Raw genomic sequence first — 20531 nt, 5'->3', positions numbered from 1 at the left:
TGCGCCAGGGCGTTGTCAGTGCCGGGCCGTAGTGTGCCGGGCACGGCTCGCTCGGGGAAGCGCGGCCCGGTTCCGTGAGCGGGGGGGGCAGTGATGCGCAGGCCGGTCGAGGGAGAGGTGTTCGTCCACTACGGTCAGATCTATGTCGAGAGCGATCCCGACAGTTTCGGCCCTGATCTCGCGGAGGCGTTCGCCGGCCAGCCCACCGGGCTCTGCGGGGCTGCCGTTCCGGGCGCACTGTGGCTGACCACCGGACTGCACACGGGCGATGTGGGCTTCACGGTGGAAGTGCACGAGGAGGCACCGCCGTTGGACGAGGGCTGGGAGGACGTCGTGGAGGTGTCCTTCCGCCCCGTCTCCGACGGGACGAGGCTCGTGCGGTGGGCGTGGGAGGACACCTGGGAGCTGGACCTGGCCGAGACCGACTACCGGGTGCGGTACTGCGCCAAGGGCATGGACGCGGCCCACCGGAAGGACACCCGGCTGGACGAGGAGCCCCGACTGGACTGCTGTCTCCTGCAGTTCTGGCCCGGCCCGCCCGCACCGGACCGCGTCGTGCGGCAGACCTCGCGGATGGCGGCCTACTGGCACGGCTACGCCCGCGAGCTGCCACCGCCGCCCACACCGGCCGAACGCGCGGCAGCCGAACGCCGGGCCCGTCTTGCACAGGAAGAAGCAGAAAAGGAACGCGAGTTGGCCTATGAGCGGTGGGCATGGGGCGGTCGGTCGCCGAGCCCGGCGCTGCGCGAGGTCGACGGCAACGTGCTCGGTCTGATCGACTTCGATGCGCCTCTCGTGCACGCCATCGACGCGGCCGGCCCCGAGGTACAGCGTGCGGTGGCCCTGCTGGCCGCGCGTCGCGCGTGCGAGGCCGCGGGGCTGGCGGAGCTGGACTGGATCGCAGCCGGACTCACCGCTGTGGCGGAGGGACGGCCACTGCCGCCGCCCCTCGACGACTCGGAGCGGGCCTGGCGGGCCTTTGACGCCGATCCGGATGTCCCGCACCGGACCGTGAGGCGGGCCGTCCCACCTGAGCGTCCGCCGTTCCAGGCGCCCGCCGGTGACGAGGTGTGCCTGCCGGTTCCGGCGCCCGAACCGACCGTATGGATCGTGGGACCGGCTGCCGACCGGGCGAAGGAGCCGGGGCGCTCCCAAGAGCCCGCGCCGGAGCCCACCCGAGCGACGGGCTACAAGCTGTGGGCCACGATCGGCGCGCCCGGCCCGTCCCCGCCCGTCTCCCAGCCGCACATGGCTCTGCCCGCACTGCTGGGCGCCGGGGAGAGCGATCCGTTGCGGGCGGCCCTCGACGCGGTGTTCGCGGCCGTCGCCGCCTGCGGAGAGGCTTATCCGGCGCTGTTGCGGGAAGTTCGGTCCGCCTGCGAATGACGCTGGTAATTCTGTATGAAATGTCGCGGCGGAATCATTTCTGCACGGCGACCGCAGATAATCATCGCGAGCGAGGGTACGTCACGGGAGACCGAATTCCTGACAAGCAGCCGGCGGCGGTCTCAGGGGGAGCGGACCGCCGCCGGCACCCCGTCACCCTCTGGGGAGGCCGGCGCCGTGGAGAGCACGTGGGGCACCGGCATACAGGAGACGCGACCTTCCGGCTCAGTCGGTGTGCAGAGCGGAGCGCAGCGTGCGGACGGCCAGGTCGATGGCCGCCCCGGCCGCGTGGGTGCCGCGCAGGACGTTGAGCATCACGAAGTCCTGGATGATCTGGGCGCGCTCGGCCTCGTCGGTCGCCGGGTGACACGGCACCTGCTGGACCAGCGTGGGACCGCCCCGCTCCTTGGCCATCCGGGGGTGAGCGCGGCGCTCATGTTGCCGCCGACGGAGACACCGGCCACGGCCGGCCGGGACCCGTCCAGGGCCTTGGCCGCGCCCTGCCCGACGACCCACTGGGCGACGGCGTAGCTCTGCTCGATGGCGACCGGGTGGCGGGCCTCGGATGGTGTGTGCACCGTCAGGGCGGCGCTCAGCGGCTCAGTCGTACGGTCGCGCATGCTCGGCCGGTCATGCCGAGGGCTTCGTCGTCTTCCACGTCCAGGTGATGGGCGCGGTCTCGTTGCTCCAGGACGGCCGTCGGGCCGGCTTCGGCCCCGCGCGGCCTCCTCGTCCACGACACGGCACGGCCGATCGCCACCTGGAGGACCGGAACCGACACGCGCCGGTGCCGACCACGACCGGTCCCGAGCGGCCGGAGACACTTCTTCGGCGCCCGGGTGGCACGGCCGGCACCGCGGCCACGGGTCACGCGGAGGCGTCGGACCCGGCCTCCGGCTCGCTCGCGGCCGCAGGCTCGGCGGCAGCGGGAACGGTGTAGAAGACGGACGTGCCCTGCTTGGTGCGCTGGGCGCCGTTGCGGGCCACCAGGTTCTCCAGCGTGGTGCGGATGACCTTGGTCTGGATCTCCCGGTCGGGAAGTGCCTTGCCGAGCGCCTCGGCGACCTCGGCCGCGGAACGGGGCTCCTTCTGGTCCGCCAGGTGACGCCGGACGAGTTCGACGAGCGTGGGCTGAGCCGCCTGCGGGGCAGCCTTCTTGGCCTCGGGCTTCTTCGCCGCCGCCTTCTTCGCCACGGGCTTCTTGGCCGGCTGCTTCTTGGCCTCGGGCTCCGGCACGCTCGCCTTCTTCGGCGTCTTCACCGGGCCGGTCGCCGTGGTGGACTTCTTGCGCGGGGCGGGCACCACGACGCCCTCGGTGGCGGCCGGGGGCGTGACACCGAGCGCCTGCTGCATGCTCACGAGGACGCCGTGATCATGCTGCAGACCGGTCAACTGCTCTTGCAGTGCCGCGATTTCGGCCGTGATGCGTTCCTGTTCCTTGACATTGTGTTCGAGGTCATTGGACACCTGGCTGACGTACTGCGAGGTCAACTCGGTGACGGGTGTGATGCTTTCAGACATCTGTTCCTCCGTGTCCGGCGGTGATGTGCCGCTCGCTCCACGAAACCGGTGACGGCAGGCGGTGAGCGGGAGTTGTGCTTCGAAGGTGCACAACACAGGGGATGATACGGGTGGGTCAGCCTGTTTTCTGCTGAGTGAAGCCTGTGCGTTGCGCGGTGACAAGATGGGCGACAGGGGCCGTTCATGTGTCGTGCCTCTCCCGTCCCGTGGTGAGTGCCTGGACCGGAGTCGGGTCATGGCGTTCCTGGGCGGCCGATATCCACGGTCGAGTCCGTGGATGCGGTGGATGTGTTCCTGGTGCGCGAGCCGGCTCCGGCGGCCGGGGACGCCGATCGCCGACGACTGCGATCCGGCGCCGTGCAGGTCAGGGCGTGCCGGCCGTGCGTGCACCGCGGCGGCGCCGCCGCGTCCTGGAGCCGGTCGTAGCTCAATGCCGAACCTCGCCCTCAGCGGCAAGGCCAAGGTCAACGCCATGGGGCGCTCGTGCCCTGTGTGGGTGGAATCAGGGGAGCGGGAGGTGTTCGGACCGCAACGCTGACTGTGTGCTCCCTAGGCTGCCGGCATGATCATCCCTACCGAACCCATCGGCAGCCTTCCCCGTTCTCCTCAGCTGCTCCAGGCCAGGGCCGCGTTCCAGACCGGGGAACTGGGCGAGGATGCTTTCACGAGCGCCCAGCGAGAAGCCGTCCGTGACACCATCGAACGGCTTGAGGCGGCCGGGTCGCCGGTCGTCACCGACGGCGAGCAGAGCAAGCCCAGCTTTCTCACCTATCCCATCGCGGGCTCCCCCAGCCTGTCGTCCGACGGCGTGGTGATCCCCTTCGCCGACGGGCACCAGCGGCAGCTGCCCGCTCTGACGGCCGGGCCCTTCCGCTATCTGGTGTCCGCCGACCAGTACCTGCGCGCCGCCCTGCAGCACGCCCGGGTGCCGGTGAAGCAGGCCGTCGTCGCGCCGTCCGCGCTGAGCCTGCTCTACCCGGCCGCCGGGATCGTGGGGTACCCGCGGGAGGAGTACCTCCACCAGCTGGCCGATGAGGCGGAGGCAGAGATCCGCAGGTGTCTGGACGCCGGTGCGCATGTCGTCCAACTCGACTTCGAAGAGGCCCGTCTCTCCCTCAAGCTCGACCCCAGCGGGCAGGTGCTGGACGATTTCGTCTCCCTCAACAACCAGGTGCTGGCCCGCTTCACCGAGAGCGAGCGGGCCCGCATCGGTGTCTACAGCGGGCCCGGCGCCGACCAGAACGCCACACACAGCCTCGATGTCGACTACGCCGAGCTGCTGCCCAGGCTCTTTCGGCTCACCGCGGGCAACTTCTATCTGCAGCTCGCGAGCGAGGCCGACCCGGACCGTGTTCTGCGCCTGATCGCCGACGAGCTGCGCCCTGGAACCCGGGTCTTCGTCGGTGTCACCGACCCGACCGATCCGCGCGTGGAGACGGCTGAGCAAGTCCGCGACCGGGTGCTGCGGGCCGCCAAGCACATCCCCGTCGACCAGCTGGGCACCTGCGACGACGCGGGCTTCGCCCCGTTCGCCGACGACACCTCCACGTCACGTGAGGTGGCGTTCGCCAAGATCCGTGCCCGTGTCGAGGGAACCGCGCTCGCCGCGCAGATCCTCGGCTAGATGCGGTGTTCCGCCCCTCGACGGGCCTGGACGAGGCCCGGCCGAGTGGGTGTGCGGTCATCGCGGCCGTTGCGCGCCGGTGTGTCACCGGTGTGCACAGCCGAGGCCCATGGGCAGGCCGCTCAACGGCGCCGGGCGCGGACCAGCTGGACGACCACGGGATTGTCCGCGTCTGGGGCGGCGAGAAGCTCGGACACCTCCACGTCGAAGCCGTGGGCGGCCAGCAGCTCCTCCCACAGCACCGGTGACAGCACCCACATCCGCACCGCGATGGGCTCCTGGTCACGCAGCCGGACGTATCCCTGACGCACCACCGGCTCACTCGACGGCCCCTGTCCGTCGGCGTCGGTGTGCAGGGCCGAGAAGACCAGCGGCGCGCCCCGTACGAGCCCGTCGCACAGTGCCGGCAGCAGGTGCAGTGGATCGACGCAGCCGAAGGTGCGCAGGGCGTACGCGGCTTCGTACGACCGCTGGGTCCGGCGGAGATGCTCGGCGACGTCGGCGCACAGGAAACGGACACCGGGCTCTGTGCCGTGGTCGTTCAGCGCGCGTCGGTGCTGCGTGGGGGACAGATCGACGCCGTCCACGAGGGCGCCGTAGGTGCGGGCCAGGTGCACGGCGTGATGGCCGGGGCCCGAACCGATGTCGAGCACCCGCTTGCCCCGGATGTCTCCGATGATCTCCGCCCCCGGACCCACACCCGGCCAGAAGCCCCAGTCGATGCGCTCCGGGACCGGTGGCGAGTATCCCCGGTCGAGCTGCTGTTGGCCGTAGATCGTCCAGGCCTCTTCGTCTGCGGAGTGCGGCGTCACAGGTGTGTCTTCTCCGGTCGGTGTGTCGGGACGGTGCCGGTGTTCGGGGGTGTGGCCGGCGTTCATCTCGTGAAGCGCGATCTGCCCAGCGTCACCTGGTGGCCGACCATGGTGATCTCGACGCCGTCCGAGGTCGAGCGTGCCGCGGTGAAGCCGACGCCCTCCGGGAGCGTGACCCGCCACGCGGGCGCGGGCTGCCGGGCACCAGGAACAGTGAGGGTGATCTCGTCGCCCTGGGCGAGGAGCGTGCCCGTGCCGTCCACGTTCCGTCCGCCGACCGCGCCCGTGATCCTGACCTTCGCCGCCTGCTCGGACGAGCCTGGGGCCTGGGACACGCGTATGGGGCCGCCGCTGCCGGCCAACCTCGTGACGACGCCGGACAGTTCGTCGTACGACAGGGTCAGGGTGCCGGTGGCGAGGTTCACCTCGGCGCTGCTCGCCGTCAGCGAGGTCACGTTCACGCCGTGCAGGTCGAGCTGGAACCGCTTGATGGGCAGATAGCCGCCCTGAGCGTTGGTCGTGGTGTCGATGGTGAACTGCCCGGCCGTGAGCCTGACGTGGCCGAAGCTCTGGCTGAACGCCTGTGTCAGGAACGGGAAGCCCTCGATGGAGACGTCCACGTGGCTGTCGGTGGTGTTGCCGTAGTCGTACTTCTCCTTGACGAGGCGCGCGGCCTCCTTGTTCGCGAAGTGCACGGCCACGCGGTCGGCGACCGTGAACAGCACGGCCAGGACCACGACCGTGATCGCCAGGACTTTGACCCATCGACGTTGCATACCGACCCCACCCGTTTGTCTCGGTCTCGTGCCGCACACGATCAGTGCGCGAACCGATCATGCACGGTCCGCAGCTCGGACGACAGGCCTGTGGATAACGCTCTGTGGACAACCGAGAGCATCCCCGCGCACCCGATGTGGCGCGCGGAGTGCGCCTTCGGCGCGTCACGCGCTTTCTGTGCACCAGGCGCAACCCTGTTGCTCATATGACGAATTCCGGGCCGTTTTTCAGGTGGGAGTTAGTGCGGAATTCCCATGACAGGAGCGGAAATTCACTCGATCGCTCCATGGCTGCCAAGGGAAGGACGCAGGTGGAGGTCGAACAGTTGCTGGCCGATTGTCTCCGGGACGCGCGTGACATTTCCCTGGGTACGGTGCCTCTCGTCCCGAGGGGCCCGCCTACGCGGCGGCCCGCCGTACAGCTTCGGCCAGGAGGCCAGAGGACTCCTCGGCGGGGCGGCCGGCGCGTTGAGTGCCCTGCTCACCGCGGGACAGGGTGCCGCACGGACGTGGCTGCCCTGTCTCGGGCTGCGCTGAGCCGCACCCGAAGGGCGCGGCGGCTCAAGGGGGTTCGTGTGCTCGGGTGCCGTCGCGGGTGCGTCGGTCACGGACCTGCGCCACGGGTCCGAGCGAGCCTCATGGGTGTGCCGCGGCCGTGCCGTCGCCGATGTGCAGGACGGCGTCCGCCGTGTCGAGCGTGGCCTGGGCGAGAGGGGCGTAGCCCTGCCGCGGTTCGGTGTCGGTCCGGACGCGGGCGGGAGCGAGTGTGCCGGGCGCGGTCAGTGCCCAGGTGGGGAATCGGGCCTGGAGAAGGCCCTCGTAGGTGTCCGGCGCGGGAGCGCCGAGGCCGAGGGCTTCGCTGCGGCCGAGGCTGCCCACGACGAAGAGATACCGCTCGCCGAGCAGGTGGGCCAGGACAGAACCGGCGCCCCACCAGTCGGCCCCTACGTCGCCCAGGTGCCAGCCGCTCATGGTGCGCTGCAGATGGCCGTTGTTGGCGAAGACCAGGGTGGGTCCCCGTTCCGCCTCGATGTCCCGGATGTCCAGCAGGTTCTGGGCCATGTGGGCGTCCCGGGTGGCGAGCAGCGCGGTGACCCTGGGGCTGGTGTCGAAGGGCTGCCGTGCCGACTCATGGTGGTAGCGCAGCAGGCCGAGACCGGCGGTGAGGTGGGTACGGGCCCGCAGCCACCGCTCGCGTGAGGTGGACTCGATGAGTTCGGGTGCGCGGGTGTAGAGCGAGGTGAGCATGTCGTCCGCGATCAGCCGAAGCTGCCCGGCCTCGGCCGTGGCGCCGGGTGACATGGCCGGGTCCATGACCGCCTCCGCGCGGCTCCACCGTTCGTCGTCGCCGGCGAGGCGGGTGAGGTCGAGGTCGAGGCCGAGATAGGCGCGGGCGTGTTCGAGGTAGGCGCGCGGGCTGGGGGCGCTGTAGTTCTCCGTCGGGGTGTCGAAGCCGTGGAAGGCCAGCCGCTGCTCCGGCGGCCGGTTCCGGTTGTGGTCCCGCATCCAGGCGATCAGCCGCCTGTTGGGCTCCAGCGCGCCCCAGCCGTGGGAGAAGCCCTCGCTGAGCACCGTGTCGAGGCTGCCTGCTCCTCCCTGGACGTAGTCGTTCACGGCGAGCGCGGCCACGCGGTCGGTCTCCAGGGCGATGGACCGGAAGCCGCACCCGACCAGCTGGGCGAACAGCTCGTTGCGGACCCGGCCGAAGGCGGGCTCCTGGTGTGTCGGCTCGCCCAGCGCCAGCAGTTCGCACGAAGGGGTGATGACGTCTCGGATGTCCTGAGTCATGAGCCTCAATCGTATCTTTGAAAGCTCGATTGATACTTTGAGCGAGGTGTCCCCGGAAGCTCCAGGCAGGCTATGGCGTAAAGTCTCAACCGATGAGTACCTTCCGTCCGGCGGACCTCGCGCGTGAGCACGGCATCTCGACCCAGGCGGTCCGCAACTACGAGCGGGACGGATTCATCCCTCCCGCCGAGCGCACCCGGAGCGGCTACCGCATCTACACCGAGACGCACGCGGCGGCGCTCCGCGCCTTCCTCGCGCTCGTCCCGGCGTACGGTCACGCGGTCGCCGGCCAGATCATGAACGCGCTCCACCGGGACGCGCTCGACGACGCCCTGACGATCATCGACCGCGGCCACAGCCAGTTGCTGCGCGACCGGGACACTCTCGACGCGGTGCGCGACGCGGTGACTCACCTGACCGCCGAGTCCGGCGCCGCTCCGGTACCGTCACCGGACGCCGGCACCCGATCCGTCGGCGAACTCGCGCACCAGCTCGGCATCACCCCGGCGACCGTGCGCAACTGGGAAGAGGCCGGCATCCTCGACCCCGCCCGGGATCCTGCCACCGGATACCGCGTCTTCGACGCCGCCGACGTCCGCGACGCCGAGCTGGCGCACCTCCTGCGGCGCGGGGGCTATCCGCTGGACCATATCGCCATGGTCGTCCGGCAGATCCGGACAGCGGGCGGCACCGACGCACTGGCCGCCTCCCTGGCGGCCTGGCAACGCAAACTCTCGGCACAGGGCCTGGCGATGCTCCGGGCGGCTACGCGACTCGACGTCTACCTGGGCCTGCTGAACCTCGCCTGAGTCGTGCCGGCCCGCACCGTCACGCGGAGCGGTGGCCTGCGTCGCATGCGCGCCGGCCGTCGCGGGCCGATCCACGGCTGCCAACTCGCCGTACCCTTCGAGGAGAACCGTGCATCGAGCAGGATCGAGATGTGTGCCGGACCGAAGGGGAGAACGGCGTGACGAACGGGGAGCACGACGCCAGCGCGGACGTGCGCGAGGCGCGGCGGCTGCTCGACACCGAGTGGCGCGTCGACGCCGACGCCATACTGGAGGGCGCGAGGCGGATGATCGCGCTGGGGCCGCGGTACGCCGGCGAGGCGGCGACCCGGCTCGGGCTCGTCTTCACGAGCAACCAGCACGTCGGATCCGCGCGGCGCATCGAGGCCGCTCGTATCCGCGCATCCCTCGGCGGCGACCACGTCAAAAGTGCCGCCGGTTCCCTGCAGCTCGTGGCCAACGAGTACCGGGGCTATGTCGAGCAGTGGGAGAACATCGACGGCGCGTACGCGCTGGCCCGGCTCGCACCCCAGTACGTGGGCGAGGGCGCCGCGCTGCTGCGGAGCTTCCTCTCCTCCTCCGGCCACCACCTGGACGACTGGGACCGGGCCTACGCCCTGCCTCGACTGGCCACGCTGAGAGGGCCCGGGCTCCAGCCCGAACTCCCGTATGAGGGGCAGGAATTCCCCGTTCACGGCCTCGCACACGGGGCTGCGGAGCGCTGGCTCGAAGGGTGGGGCACCGTGGAGGGCAAGCCCGAGAAGCCGTTGTGGTTCGTCAGCCACGGGTACCGTACGGCTGCGGGAGCCACCGTCGTCGTATCGACCTGGCGACCCGTCGACTCCAACCGGTACGGATCTCACGGGCTCCAGAAGGCCTTCGACGAGGCCCGCGTCGAGTGTCTCGCGGGCGCCCTGCACCTGGCGTTCCGGCCGGACCCCGACCGTTTCGCGTTCCCCGCTGGTCCCGACGACGCCGAGGCCGAGGCCGCGTTCCGCGAGGCAGGACGGCTCGGGCCGGAACACAAGTGGCCGACGACGCTCGGCATCGAAGTGGACGGTAGCCGGACCGAGTTCGAGTTCCAGCGGGCCGGTGACGCCTGGGCCGCCGTCGGGGAGGTCGGCCCGTTCGTGATCGGCGTCTACGGCCGGGGCGGTGAACCCGGCGGCGAGCCGCTCGCCCGCGCCCGGCCCTAGGCACACCCACGGCGGTCCCGTCCGGCCCGTGACCGGCGCGGGGCGGGACCGCCGTGTCCGGCGTCAGAACCCGTCGGTGCCGTTGCGCAGTTCGTACGTCCTTTCTGCTGGACGATCCTGGAAATGGCCCGATCGGAGGGCTGGGCCGGGCGGTGATCAGCCCGTGGTGTGGAAGTAGTGCCCCTTGTCGAGGTCGTCCAGGAGGCCGGGGTGGGTCGGCTGCCAGTCGAGCAGGTCGCGGGTGAGGGTGCTCGACACCGGGGCGTCGAGGCCGACGAAGCCGCCCATCCAGCCGAAGTGCTCCGCCGCGGCTTCGGGGGCCACCGAGGTCACCGGGACACCCAGATGGCGGCCGATCACCTCGGCGATCTCGCTGAGGGCGACGCCCTCCTCGGCGGCGCCGTGCAGCACCGCGCCCGCGGGCGCCTTCTCGACCGCCAGACGGAACAGCCGGGCGGCGTCGAGGCGGTGCACGGCCGGCCAGCGGTTGGTGCCGTCGCCGAGATAGCCCGAGACGCCCTTGGCGCGGGCGGTGGCGATCAGGGTCGCCATGAATCCGTTGTCCCCCTCGCCGTGGCAGGTCGGGGAGAGCCGCACCACGGACGAGCGGACGCCGCGCGAAGCGAGGCCGAGCGCGGCCAGGGAGGTGGCCGCCCGGACGGAGAGGGGTGAGCCGTCGACGGTCGGCATGTCCCGTTCCGTCGCCCGCCGGCCATGCGTGAGACCGGCCACGCCGGAGGCCAGGACGAAGGGCCGGTCGGTGCCGGCGAGCGCCTCGCCGAAGGCGTCGACGGCGCGGCGGTCGGCCTCGGCCGCGCCCTGGAAGTCGCCGGAGAAGGCGATGTCGTGCTTGAAGGCGAGATGGATCACCCCGTCGGAGGCGGCGGCCGCCTCCCGTAGGACGTCGAGGTCGTCGACGGTGCCGCGGACGACGTCGGCGCCGGCCTCGGTGAGCGCGGCGGCGGAGGCGTCGGAGCGGGCGAGTCCGACGACCTGGTGTCCGGCGTCGAGAAGCTCGGGAACGACGGCGGATCCGATCCAGCCGGAGGCGCCGGTCACGAAGATGCGCATGGAAGCCCCAGAGAGTCGATGTCAGTGACTGTCATAGACCGTACACCCGATGTCGGTCACTGTCATCACGTAAGATCGGCGCATGGGCAGATGGGAGCCGGACGCGCGCGGGCGCCTCGCGAAGGCCGCGCTGGAGCTGTATGGCGAGCGCGGGTACGAGCAGACCACCGTCGCGGAGATCGCCAAGCGGGCCGGGCTCACCGAGCGGACCTTCTTCCGGCATTACGCCGACAAGCGCGAGGTGCTCTTCGCCGGCTCCGGCGAGCTGGAAGACCTCTTCGTGCGCGCGGTCGCGGGCGCTCCGGAATCCGCGGCACCGCTCGACGCGCTGGCGCTCGGGCTGTACGCCGCCGCCGAGATGTTCGCCGACCGGCGTGACTTCGCCCGCCGGCGGCACGCGGTGATCACGGGGAACGCCGAACTGATGGAGCGCGAGCTGATCAAGCTCGCCTCGCTGTCGGCGGCGCTCGCCGGCACCCTGCGGCACCGCGGTGTACCCGAACCGACCGCGAGCCTGGCCGCCGAGGCGGGCGTCGCCGTCTTCAAGGTCGCCTTCGACCGCTGGATCGCGGCCGGCGAGGAGCGCCCGATGGCGGAGCTGACACGGGAGTCGCTGGCCGAACTGAAGGCAGTGGTGTCGGGCGGTTAGGCCCCTGCCGTCGGCTCTGCCGGTGAACTCCCGTGCCTGCGCGGTGATATGGAGACGCGACGGCTTGACGGTCCGATAACGATCTGTTGACGAACCGCACGCGTCTCCATGGAATGTACATACGATCCGACGCATGAACAGAGCTGTGAAGATCGGCCTCGCCGGTACGTGCACCGCGCTGCTCGCTCTCGGGGGAATCGGTACGTACAACGTTGTCCACGGCCTGACCTCCGGTTCCGCGGGTGACGCCCAGCCCACGCGGGGGAGCACCTTCGACGCGTCGGAGATGTCGGGCACGCCGCCGACGGGCGCCGAGGCGGCGAAGCTGACCCGTGCCTTCCTGGACAGCTGGTCCAAGCAGCACCTCGACGGCGCGGCGAGCGACACCGACGTACCGGACACGGCGTCCCAGGCGCTGCGGAGCTACGCCGACGGACTGCGGCTGAAGAAGCTGTCGTTCGACCACATCGTCGCCGTCGGGCCGTCCCAGGTGACTCCGGGCGCCACGAAGGTCACCTTCGACGTCACCGCCCAGGTGGCGGGCGGCACATGGACCTACTCCAGCGCGGTCGCGGTGCTGAAGAGCACGCACGGTCAGCTGGCGGTGCACTGGAACAACTCGGTGCTCTATCCGGGCATGAGTGACGGCCAGTCGCTGGTCGCAGGAAAGCTGCCGGCCGACCCGGACGCGGCGAAGGTCGTCGCGTCCGACGGCAGGACCGACCTCTCCGGCTTCCCGTCCCTGCGGGACATCGCCGCGACGATCCGCAAGAACGCCAAGGCCACCGGTGGCAGCGCCGAGACGGGCGTGGCCGTGGTCGGCGGCGACGGCGAGCCGGTGGAGACGGTGAAGGTCTTCATCAAGGGGCGGGCTCCGGTGATCCGGACGACCATCGACGCGGACCTTCAGAAGGTGGCCGAGAACGCGGTTCAGGACACCAACCTCCAGGGCAAGCCCGCCGGTACCGTGGCGCTCGACTGGCGCACCGGGCACATCCTCGCCGTCGCACACACCGGCGACGACGGGGACATCGCCGTCAACGGCATCAAGTCGCCCGGCTCGACGATGAAGATCATCACCGCAGCGGCCCTCTTCGACCAGGCAGGTCTCACGCCGGACAGCCCGGCACCGTGTACGGACTCGCTGATGGCCAACAGCCAGCTGTTCCACAACGACCCCGGCGTACGGGCCGATCCCGGCTCCTCGCTGGCCCAGGCGTTCACGGTGTCGTGCAACACCTCGTTCATCAAGGACGGGTTCCACCACCTCGTACGCCATGGTGACGCCTCCGCCCTGCACGACGAGGCCGTGAACGTCTTCGGCATGGGCAGCTGGTCCATCGGCGGCGGGGTCGCCACCACCGACCCGAGCATCCCGGCGGACGCCCAGGGCGGCGACCAGGCGGCCCAGTTCATCGGCCAGGGCAAGGTCACGGCCACCCCGCTGTTCATGGCGTCGGTGGCGGCGACCGTCCGCAACGCCGGCTTCGAGCAGCCGGTCATCCTGCCCGGACAGCACCAGGACACCGCGCCCCGGCCCATCTCGCCCCGTACGGCCGGCTACCTCCAGTCGATGATGCGCAGCGTCGCCACCAGCGGGACCGCGGCTCCGCGGCTCGGCGGACTGGCGGGCGTCGGCGCCAAGACCGGCACCGCGGAGGAGGGGGACCACACCAACGGCTGGCTGACCGCCTACGACTCCCGTATCGCGGTCGCGGCCCTCGTCGAGGGTGGCAGCTCGGGCGTGGACTCCGCGGGGTACGTCGTACGACGGCTGCTGACCGGCAACTGATCGAGTCCGGCGCCGCACCGGGTCACTCGCTCCTGAGGTCGGTCACTCGGTCACGACGGCGAGGGCGAAGCCGGCCGTAGCCCTCTGCGCCGACCGCCCGGAGCGTGGTGGCGGTCCGGCCCGGGACGGGCGAGGGTGCCCGCGGCGGTGGTGGGCGACTGGTGGGCTGCTCATCCTGCGGGAGATCGCCTGCGGGGGATCGCCTGCGGGCATCTGCGCTTCGACCGGCTCGCCGGGGAACCGGGCGCCGTCCGGTGCCCGTCCCGGTGTCGCTCCGGGAGTGGCCGACCCGTGGCTGCTCGGCGACGGCACGCTCACCGGCGGGGACCCGGCGACGGGGCCGAGGCCCGGCGGGTGGCGTCGCTCGTCGGTGCGACCGTCCCCCGCGGGGCTGCGGCTGCCGGCCTTCCGGGCCGGACCGATCACCGGCCTCCCTTCCGGCGTGGCCGATCGCGCCACCCGACTATGCATGGCCATACGGAATGGTGCATACTCTTCCTATGTCCAAGGTCCTCACCTCCCTTCCGGTCGGCGAGCGCGTCGGCATCGCCTTCTCCGGCGGCCTCGACACGTCGGTCGCCGTCGCGTGGATGCGCGACAAGGGTGCCGTCCCGTGCACCTACACCGCCGACATCGGCCAGTACGACGAGCCCGACATCGCCTCGGTGCCGAGCCGTGCGGCGACCTACGGTGCCGAGATCGCGCGCCTGGTCGACTGCCGTGCGGCCCTGGTCGAGGAGGGGCTGGCCGCGCTCGCGTGCGGCGCGTTCCACATCCGCTCCGGCGGGCGTGCCTACTTCAACACCACGCCGCTCGGCCGCGCCGTCACCGGCACCCTGCTGGTGCGGGCGATGCTTGAGGACGACGTGCAGATCTGGGGCGACGGCTCCACCTTCAAGGGCAACGACATCGAGCGGTTCTACCGCTACGGTCTGCTCGCCAACCCCCACCTGCGGATCTACAAGCCCTGGCTGGACGCGGACTTCGTGACCGAGCTGGGCGGCCGCAAGGAGATGTCGGAGTGGCTGCTCGCGCACGGGCTGCCGTACCGCGACAGCACCGAGAAGGCGTACTCGACGGACGCCAACATCTGGGGCGCCACCCACGAGGCGAAGACCCTGGAGCACCTGGACAACGGTGTGGAGACCGTTGAGCCGATCATGGGTGTGCGGTTCTGGGACCCCACCGTCGAGATCCTCGCCGAGGACGTGACCATCGGCTTCGACCAGGGCCGCCCGGTGACGATCAACGGCAAGGAGTTCGCCTCGCCGGTCGAGCTGGTCATGGAGGCCAACGCCATCGGCGGCCGGCACGGCCTCGGCATGTCGGACCAGATCGAGAACCGGATCATCGAGGCCAAGAGCCGCGGCATCTACGAGGCGCCCGGCATGGCCCTGCTGTACGCGGCCTACGAGCGCCTGGTCAACGCGATCCACAACGAGGACACCCTCGCCCAGTACCACAACGAGGGCCGCAAGCTCGGCCGACTCATGTACGAGGGCCGCTGGCTGGACCCGCAGGCGCTCATGATCCGTGAGTCGCTGCAGCGCTGGGTCGGCGTCGCGGTCACCGGCGAGGTGACGCTGCGGCTGCGGCGCGGTGAGGACTACTCGATCCTGGACACCACGGGTCCGGCGTTCAGCTACCACCCGGACAAGCTGTCCATGGAACGCACCGAGGACTCCGCGTTCGGCCCGTCCGACCGGATCGGCCAGCTCACCATGCGCAACCTCGACATCGCCGACTCGCGTGCCCGGCTGGAGCAGTACGCGGGCCTGGGCATGGTCGGCACCGAGCACCCGGCGCTGATCGGCGCCGCGCAGGCGGCCTCGACCGGTCTGATCGGCGCGATGGCCCACGGCGGCGCCGAGGCGATCGCCTCGCGCGGCGAGGCCCCGGAGGAAGAGGACGAGCTGCTCGACCGCGCCGCGATGGAGTCCGGCACGGACTGAGCACGCTCACCCGGTCGTACGCACCCGGACAACGGGCCCCGTCGGTTCACCACCGGCGGGGCCCGCCGTCGTATCAGGGGACGGCGCAGGACGTACGTCGCCCCGGCCGCCGGAATCCGGCTGCGGGCCCGCCTCGCCCATGCCGACCACAGCTGGACGACTACGGGAGGTGGTCCTGGACCGGACCGCGCCGGAGTCCTGCGCCGCACCGCCGACCGACCTCGCCCCCGACCCCGACCCCGACCCGCCCCGCCAGTCCCGACCCGTACCCCTCGTACCCTGGTCGCCGTGCCCCCTTCCCGTCTGCGCCGTGTCGCCGTCCTGGTGCTCGACGGTGCGAAACCGCTCGATGTCGGTATCCCCGCGCAGGTGTTCACGACCCGGGCGAGCATGCCGTACGAGGTACGGGTGTGCGGCGCCGTGCCGGGACTCGTGACCGGTGGCGACGGGCTGTCGTACCACGTCGCCCACGGACTCGACGCGCTCGCGTGGGCCGACATCGTCTTCATCCCCGGCTACCGGTTCCCGGACCGCGAGGACCCGCCGCGGAGCGTCATCGACGCCTTGCTCGCCGCCCACGCGCGCGGAGCGCGGCTCGCCGCCATCTCCACGGGTGCCTTCGCCCTCGCCGCCACCGGCCTCCTCGACGGCAGACGCGCGACGACCCACTGGCACTACTCCCGGGCCCTCGCGGCGAAGCATCCGCTGGTCCAGGTCGACGAGAACGTGCTGTTCGTCGACGCGGGCAGCGTGCTGACCTCGGCCGGCGCCGCCTCCGGCATCGACCTGTGCCTGCACGTCCTCCGCGCCGACCTCGGCGTCGCCGCCGCCAACCACGCTGCCCGGCGCCTGGTCGCCGCCCCCTACCGCAGTGGCGGTCAGGCCCAGTACGTGCCGCGCAGCGTGCCCGAACCGCTCGGCGAGCGGTTCGCCGCGACCCGCGAGTGGGCCCTGCACCGCCTCGGCGAACCCCTCAGCCTCGCGGCGCTCGCCCGGCACGCGGCGGTCTCACCGCGCACCTTCTCCCGGCGCTTCGTGGAGGACACCGGCTACACACCGATGCAGTGGGTGATGCGCGCCCGCGTCGACATGGCCCGCGAACTGCTGGAACGCTCCGAGCGCAGCATCGAGCAGATCGCCGTCGACGTCGGACTCGGCACCGGCGCGAATCTGCGGGCGCACTTCCAGCAGATCCTCGGGACCACCCCGAGCGAGTACCGGCGCACCTTCACCCAGGGCGATTAGCACCGCGAGAGCAGCCTGGCGCGATCCTTGCGAACCATGGCGCTCCGGACACGGCCACGGCCGGACGCGACACGCGACGCTGGTGGCGACCCGCAGTGAACAACCGAAGGGGACACCACCCGTGACGCGCATCGCCATCAACGGATTCGGCCGCATCGGACGCAACGTGCTGCGCGCGCTGCTGGAACGCGACAGCGAGCTGGAGGTCGTCGCCGTCAACGACCTCACCGAACCCACCGCCCTGGCACGGCTTCTCGCCTACGACAGCACGGCCGGCCGGCTCGGCCGTCCGGTGGCCGCCGACGGGGACGACCTCGTCGTGGACGGCCGCCGTATCAGGGTGCTTGCCGAGCGCGAACCGGCTCAGCTGCCGTGGGCCGACCTCGGCGTGGACATCGTGCTGGAGTCGACCGGCCGCTTCACCTCGGCCAAGGCCGCGCGCGCCCACCTCGACGCGGGCGCCCGGAAGGTACTTGTCAGCGCGCCCTCGGACGGCGCCGACGTCACCCTCGCCTACGGTGTCAACACCGACGCGTACGACCCCGCCCTGCACACCATCGTGTCGAACGCCTCCTGCACCACCAACGCGCTCGCCCCGCTGGCCGCCGTGCTGGACCAACTCGCCGGTATCGAGCACGGGTTCATGACGACCGTGCACGCCTACACCCAGGAGCAGAACCTCCAGGACGGCCCGCATCGCGACGCCCGCCGCGCCCGCGCCGCCGCGGTGAACATCGTGCCGACCACAACGGGCGCCGCCAAGGCGATCGGCCTCGTGCTGCCGAACCTCGACGGCAAGCTGTCCGGCGACTCCATCCGCGTGCCCGTCCCTGTGGGCTCGATCGTCGAACTCAACACCACCGTCAGCCGCGACGTCACCCGAGACGAGGTGCTGGAGGCCTACCGCGCCGCCGCACAGGGCCCGCTGGCCGGCGTCCTCGAATACTCCGAGGACCCGCTCGTCTCCTCCGACATCACCGGCAACCCGGCGTCCTCGATCTTCGACTCGGCCCTCACCCGCGTCGACGGACGGCACATCAAGGTCGTCGCCTGGTACGACAACGAGTGGGGCTTCTCGAACCGAGTGATCGACACCCTCGAACTCCTCGCCGCACGCTGACCGAAGGGAGCGAGGCGCGGATGCGCCCGCGCGGCGGCGAGGCCCGACCCCGGGGTGGTCCGGGTGGAGCACGTGTCCCTGGCCGAGCACGACCACATCGACCGGGCCCAGCTGCCCATCGGCACCGACCACGCGCCCGGACCGCGCAGGGGCACGCTACGGAGCGGCCGCCGCGCCGTGCAGGTTCTTCGCGGCCAGGGCGAGTCCCTCGGTCCGGGAGTAGGCGGCGTCCTCGTGCTCGATGTTGACGGCCATGTCGGGGTCGATCTCGGCGAGGGCGCGCAGGAACTCGGTCCAGAACGGGACGTCGTCGCCGAGGCCGACGGCGACGAACTTCCAGGCCGGGTTCTCCGGCCAGGCGTTGCACCAGAAGCCGTAGCCGGTGGGCCTTGCCCCTGGGCGTCGGCGGGCACCCGTGTGAACGAGGTGTCCAGCTCGGCGCCGACGTTCGTCAGGCCGCCCACGTCGACGGGCCGCCTGAGGGTGACGGGGGAGAAGACGAGGTTGTGCGGGTGCATCCCGATGGCCACCCGGACGCCGTTCTCCCGGGCGAGTGCGTCGATCTCCTGCCAGAACGCGACGGCGACGGCCCACTGGTAGTCCAGGACGTCCATGTAGACATCGTCCCAGGGGTTGTAGCCGGCCGCGTGGCTGCGGCCGGCCATGCCGGCCCCGATCACCGCGACGGACAAGGGCTTGGACGTGTTCATGGCGGTGCTTTTTCAAGGGGATCGAGGGAACAGGCGGCGTCTGCGTGTGCCGGAGACATGACGTCGCGTCAGGACCAGTCGGCCGGATACTCGTTGATCTTGTCGCGCATGAACACCGAGGACTCCATCGCCCGTTCCTCCCACGCGAACACACACGCCGTGAGCGTGCCGTCGAAGCCGTTCGCGCGCAGGGCGCGGAAGAGTACGCCGAAGTCGACCTCGCCCTCCCCGATGTTCAGGTGCTGATGAATACGGGCCGGTGTGCCGGGCGAGCTGAGGATGTAGCGGTTGCCCGAGGACGCGGTGTGGTCGGAGGCGTCGGCGAGGTGGACGTGGGGGAGGGGGCCGCCCGCGTACTGGATGATCCCTGGGGCGTCGTTCGGGAGCAGGCCCGGCACGCGGTGGCCGCCGCCGTCGAACGCCTCGACCAGGGCCGCACCGAGCCCCCTGAGGTCGTCCTCGCCCCGCACCTCGTCGTGCGCGGCACCACGGCCCGGCCTTCCTGACGCACCCTTCTGACCCACCCTCTGCTTGGACGAACATCCAAGATTTTCCCGTCTGCTGTCTGTGCACTTCTGTGGAGTCGTGACGTGATCCATAGTTACGGGCATCTCGCGGAAGATGAATTCCGCATGACGGAACCATTGTTCGGAGGATGCCTGTGTCGCTGTCCGTACCGTCCCTGCCGCGACGCGCCATACGTCTCCTGCGCACCTCGTTGTTCACCCAGATCGCCTGTGCCCTGGTACTCGGAGTCGTCGTGGGGCGGCTCTGGCCCGATGTGGGCTCCGCCGTCCAGATGCTGGGCGACGGTTTCGTCCGGCTCATCAAGGCGGTCATCGCACCCCTGGTGTTCTGCGTGGTGGTCACCGGCATCGCCAAGGCCGGGAACCTCCGGGCGTTCGGCCGGATCGGCGTCAAGGCGCTGCTCTGGTTCGAGGTGGCGACGACGTTCGCCCTGCTGATCGGCCTGGTCGCGGGTAATCTCGTCCAGCCCGGCGCGGGCATGCATGTCGACCCGGCCCGGCTCGACGCCTCGGCTGTCGACGCGAAGACGGGCGGCGGATCCCTGCCGTCCACCACCGAGTTCGTGCTGCACGCACTGCCCGAGAGCGCGGTGGGGGCGTTCGCCGAGAACTCCCTGCTCCAGGTCCTCGTCCTGGCCTGCCTGGTGGGCGCCGCCGTGCTGCACCTGGGGCACACCAAGGTGCCGGCGATCCTGCCGGCCGTGGAGCAGGTGCAGGAGGTCGTCTTCGCGGTCGTCGGCTTCGTCATGCGGCTCGCCCCGCTCGCGGTCTTCGGCGCGACCGCGCACCTGGTCGGCCAGTACGGCCTGGGCGTGATGTCGACGTACGGCATGCTCATCGCCGTCTGTTACGGCGCCGCCGTGCTGTTCCTCCTCCTGCTCGCGGCGGCGCTGAAGGCGGTCACCGGGCTGAGCCTGTGGAAGTTCGTCCGCTACACCCGTGAGGAGCTGGTGCTCGCCCTGGGCACCGCATCCAGCGAGACGGTCATGCCGCGCATGATGCAGAGGCTGCGCCACGCCGGCTGCCGCGACGACGCCGTGGGCCTCGTCCTGCCCACCGGCTACTCCTTCAACCTCGACGGCGCGTCCATCTACCTCTCCCTCGCCACTCTCTTCATGGCCCAGGCGGTGGGCGTCGACCTCTCCCTCGGCCAGCAGATCACGGTCGTGCTGATGCTCATGCTGACCAGCAAGGGCATGGCGGGCGTGCCCGGTTCGGCCTTCCTCGCCCTGTCGGCGACCGCGTCCGCGCTCGGGGTCGTCCCCGCCGGGGCCGTCGCCCTCCTGCTGGGCGTGGACCGCATCATGGACTCGATGCGCGTGGCCACCAACCTCCTCGGCAACTGCGTGGCGGCCTTCGCCGTCGCCCGCTGGGAAGGCGCGCTGGACGCCGGGCGCGCGAAGAAGGCGCTGAGCGGCGAGGCCGCCTTCGTACCGGAGGAGCACGACGGTACGGCCGCGCCGGGACCGGACGGCACGGCGGTGCCGGCCGATGCGCTCGGCCGGCACCAGCTGGTTCAGCCCGCGGCGGAGACGGAATCCGGCCGCCCGGTGCGCACCGACTGACCTCGCACA

General features: G+C 71.1%; 15 protein-coding genes and 3 pseudogenes. 11 read left to right on the top strand and 7 right to left on the bottom strand.

Annotated features, from left to right (window positions below; all coding sequences use genetic code 11):
• Positions 1-93: 93 nt before the first annotated feature.
• Positions 94-1386, top strand: coding sequence for a hypothetical protein (locus O1G22_RS03800; protein WP_270079966.1), 1293 nt, complete (start codon positions 94-96; stop codon positions 1384-1386).
• A 225-nt stretch (positions 1387-1611) separates the two neighbouring features.
• Here the strand turns inward: O1G22_RS03800 and O1G22_RS03795 are convergent.
• Both O1G22_RS03795 and O1G22_RS03790 read right to left on the bottom strand, forming a co-directional pair.
• Positions 1612-1949 (bottom strand): annotated as a pseudogene (locus tag O1G22_RS03795) (alpha/beta hydrolase fold domain-containing protein); the annotation flags it as partial.
• Between the two features lie 304 nt (positions 1950-2253).
• Entirely contained in the window at positions 2254-2907 is a 654-nt protein-coding gene (locus tag O1G22_RS03790) for a hypothetical protein (protein WP_270079965.1), read from the bottom strand.
• Positions 2908-3469: 562 nt separating this feature from the next.
• Between O1G22_RS03790 and O1G22_RS03785 the strand changes: the two genes are divergently transcribed.
• On the top strand, positions 3470-4531 hold the full coding sequence (locus tag O1G22_RS03785) for a cobalamin-independent methionine synthase II family protein (protein WP_270079964.1): 1062 nt from the start codon (positions 3470-3472) through the stop codon (positions 4529-4531).
• Positions 4532-4653: 122 nt separating this feature from the next.
• Here O1G22_RS03785 and O1G22_RS03780 read toward each other — a convergent pair whose 3' ends face one another.
• The 3 genes from O1G22_RS03780 to O1G22_RS03770 form a co-directional block, all read right to left on the bottom strand.
• Complete coding sequence (locus tag O1G22_RS03780) at positions 4654-5343, bottom strand: SAM-dependent methyltransferase (RefSeq protein WP_270079963.1); 690 nt, start codon at positions 5341-5343, stop codon at positions 4654-4656.
• 62 nt (positions 5344-5405) lie between these two features.
• A complete protein-coding gene (locus tag O1G22_RS03775) occupies positions 5406-6119 on the bottom strand; it encodes an LmeA family phospholipid-binding protein (RefSeq protein ID WP_270079962.1) in 714 nt (237 codons plus the stop codon).
• A gap of 636 nt (positions 6120-6755) precedes the next feature.
• The gene (locus tag O1G22_RS03770) at positions 6756-7907 is read right to left on the bottom strand and encodes an erythromycin esterase family protein (RefSeq protein WP_270079961.1); all 1152 of its coding nucleotides are present in this window, start codon (positions 7905-7907) and stop codon (positions 6756-6758) included.
• Positions 7908-7999: 92 nt separating this feature from the next.
• Between O1G22_RS03770 and O1G22_RS03765 the strand changes: the two genes are divergently transcribed.
• Both O1G22_RS03765 and O1G22_RS03760 read left to right on the top strand, forming a co-directional pair.
• Positions 8000-8716: a TioE family transcriptional regulator gene (locus O1G22_RS03765; protein ID WP_270079960.1), complete on the top strand. Its 717-nt coding sequence runs from the start codon at positions 8000-8002 to the stop codon at positions 8714-8716.
• Between the two features lie 158 nt (positions 8717-8874).
• Complete coding sequence (locus tag O1G22_RS03760; protein ID WP_270079959.1) at positions 8875-9891, top strand: hypothetical protein; 1017 nt, start codon at positions 8875-8877, stop codon at positions 9889-9891.
• Between the two features lie 156 nt (positions 9892-10047).
• Here O1G22_RS03760 and O1G22_RS03755 read toward each other — a convergent pair whose 3' ends face one another.
• Positions 10048-10962, bottom strand: a complete 915-nt coding sequence (locus O1G22_RS03755; protein ID WP_270079958.1) for an SDR family oxidoreductase — start codon at positions 10960-10962, stop codon at positions 10048-10050.
• Between the two features lie 82 nt (positions 10963-11044).
• On the opposite strand from O1G22_RS03755, the gene O1G22_RS03750 reads away from it, so the two are divergent.
• The 5 genes from O1G22_RS03750 (at position 11045) to gap (ending at position 17720) form a co-directional block, all read left to right on the top strand.
• Positions 11045-11611, top strand: coding sequence for a TetR/AcrR family transcriptional regulator (locus O1G22_RS03750; protein WP_270079957.1), 567 nt, complete (start codon positions 11045-11047; stop codon positions 11609-11611).
• A gap of 133 nt (positions 11612-11744) precedes the next feature.
• Positions 11745-13403, top strand: coding sequence for a penicillin-binding transpeptidase domain-containing protein (locus tag O1G22_RS03745; RefSeq protein WP_270079956.1), 1659 nt, complete (start codon positions 11745-11747; stop codon positions 13401-13403).
• Between the two features lie 500 nt (positions 13404-13903).
• A complete protein-coding gene (argG, locus tag O1G22_RS03740) occupies positions 13904-15355 on the top strand; it encodes an argininosuccinate synthase (protein WP_225100120.1) in 1452 nt (483 codons plus the stop codon).
• Positions 15356-15643: 288 nt separating this feature from the next.
• Positions 15644-16600, top strand: coding sequence for a GlxA family transcriptional regulator (locus O1G22_RS03735; RefSeq protein ID WP_270079955.1), 957 nt, complete (start codon positions 15644-15646; stop codon positions 16598-16600).
• Between the two features lie 121 nt (positions 16601-16721).
• Positions 16722-17720 carry a type I glyceraldehyde-3-phosphate dehydrogenase gene (gene gap / locus O1G22_RS03730; RefSeq protein ID WP_270079954.1) on the top strand — a complete coding sequence of 333 codons (999 nt, stop codon included), beginning with the start codon at positions 16722-16724 and terminating at the stop codon, positions 17718-17720.
• Between the two features lie 778 nt (positions 17721-18498).
• On the opposite strand, the pseudogene O1G22_RS03725 reads toward gap, so the two are convergent.
• Positions 18499-18810: pseudogene (locus O1G22_RS03725) on the bottom strand (TIM barrel protein); the annotation flags it as partial.
• 3 nt (positions 18811-18813) lie between these two features.
• On the opposite strand from O1G22_RS03725, the pseudogene O1G22_RS44750 reads away from it, so the two are divergent.
• Positions 18814-18936 (top strand): annotated as a pseudogene (locus O1G22_RS44750) (LacI family transcriptional regulator); the annotation flags it as partial.
• A gap of 155 nt (positions 18937-19091) precedes the next feature.
• A complete protein-coding gene (locus O1G22_RS03715) occupies positions 19092-20522 on the top strand; it encodes a cation:dicarboxylate symporter family transporter (RefSeq protein ID WP_428986475.1) in 1431 nt (476 codons plus the stop codon).
• Positions 20523-20531 lie beyond the last annotated feature (9 nt).

This window comes from Streptomyces camelliae, assembly GCF_027625935.1.
GTDB classification, from domain to species: Bacteria; Actinomycetota; Actinomycetes; order Streptomycetales; family Streptomycetaceae; genus Streptomyces; species Streptomyces camelliae.
The sequence above is the reverse complement of the archived record's forward strand: the minus strand, read 5'-3'. Positions and strand labels throughout refer to the sequence as shown.

Excerpts from the sequence above, each read along its gene's own strand:
- O1G22_RS03800 (WP_270079966.1), top strand. The coding sequence starts at position 94 with ATGCGCAGGCCGGTCGAGGGAGAGGTGTTCGTCCACTACGGTCAGATC.
- O1G22_RS03790 (WP_270079965.1), bottom strand. The coding sequence starts at position 2,907 with ATGTCTGAAAGCATCACACCCGTCACCGAGTTGACCTCGCAGTACGTC.
- O1G22_RS03785 (WP_270079964.1), top strand. The coding sequence starts at position 3,470 with ATGATCATCCCTACCGAACCCATCGGCAGCCTTCCCCGTTCTCCTCAG.
- O1G22_RS03775 (WP_270079962.1), bottom strand. The coding sequence starts at position 6,119 with ATGCAACGTCGATGGGTCAAAGTCCTGGCGATCACGGTCGTGGTCCTG.
- O1G22_RS03770 (WP_270079961.1), bottom strand. The coding sequence starts at position 7,907 with ATGACTCAGGACATCCGAGACGTCATCACCCCTTCGTGCGAACTGCTG.
- O1G22_RS03765 (WP_270079960.1), top strand. The coding sequence starts at position 8,000 with ATGAGTACCTTCCGTCCGGCGGACCTCGCGCGTGAGCACGGCATCTCG.
- O1G22_RS03755 (WP_270079958.1), bottom strand. The coding sequence starts at position 10,962 with ATGCGCATCTTCGTGACCGGCGCCTCCGGCTGGATCGGATCCGCCGTC.
- O1G22_RS03750 (WP_270079957.1), top strand. The coding sequence starts at position 11,045 with ATGGGCAGATGGGAGCCGGACGCGCGCGGGCGCCTCGCGAAGGCCGCG.
- O1G22_RS03745 (WP_270079956.1), top strand. The coding sequence starts at position 11,745 with ATGAACAGAGCTGTGAAGATCGGCCTCGCCGGTACGTGCACCGCGCTG.
- argG (WP_225100120.1), top strand. The coding sequence starts at position 13,904 with ATGTCCAAGGTCCTCACCTCCCTTCCGGTCGGCGAGCGCGTCGGCATC.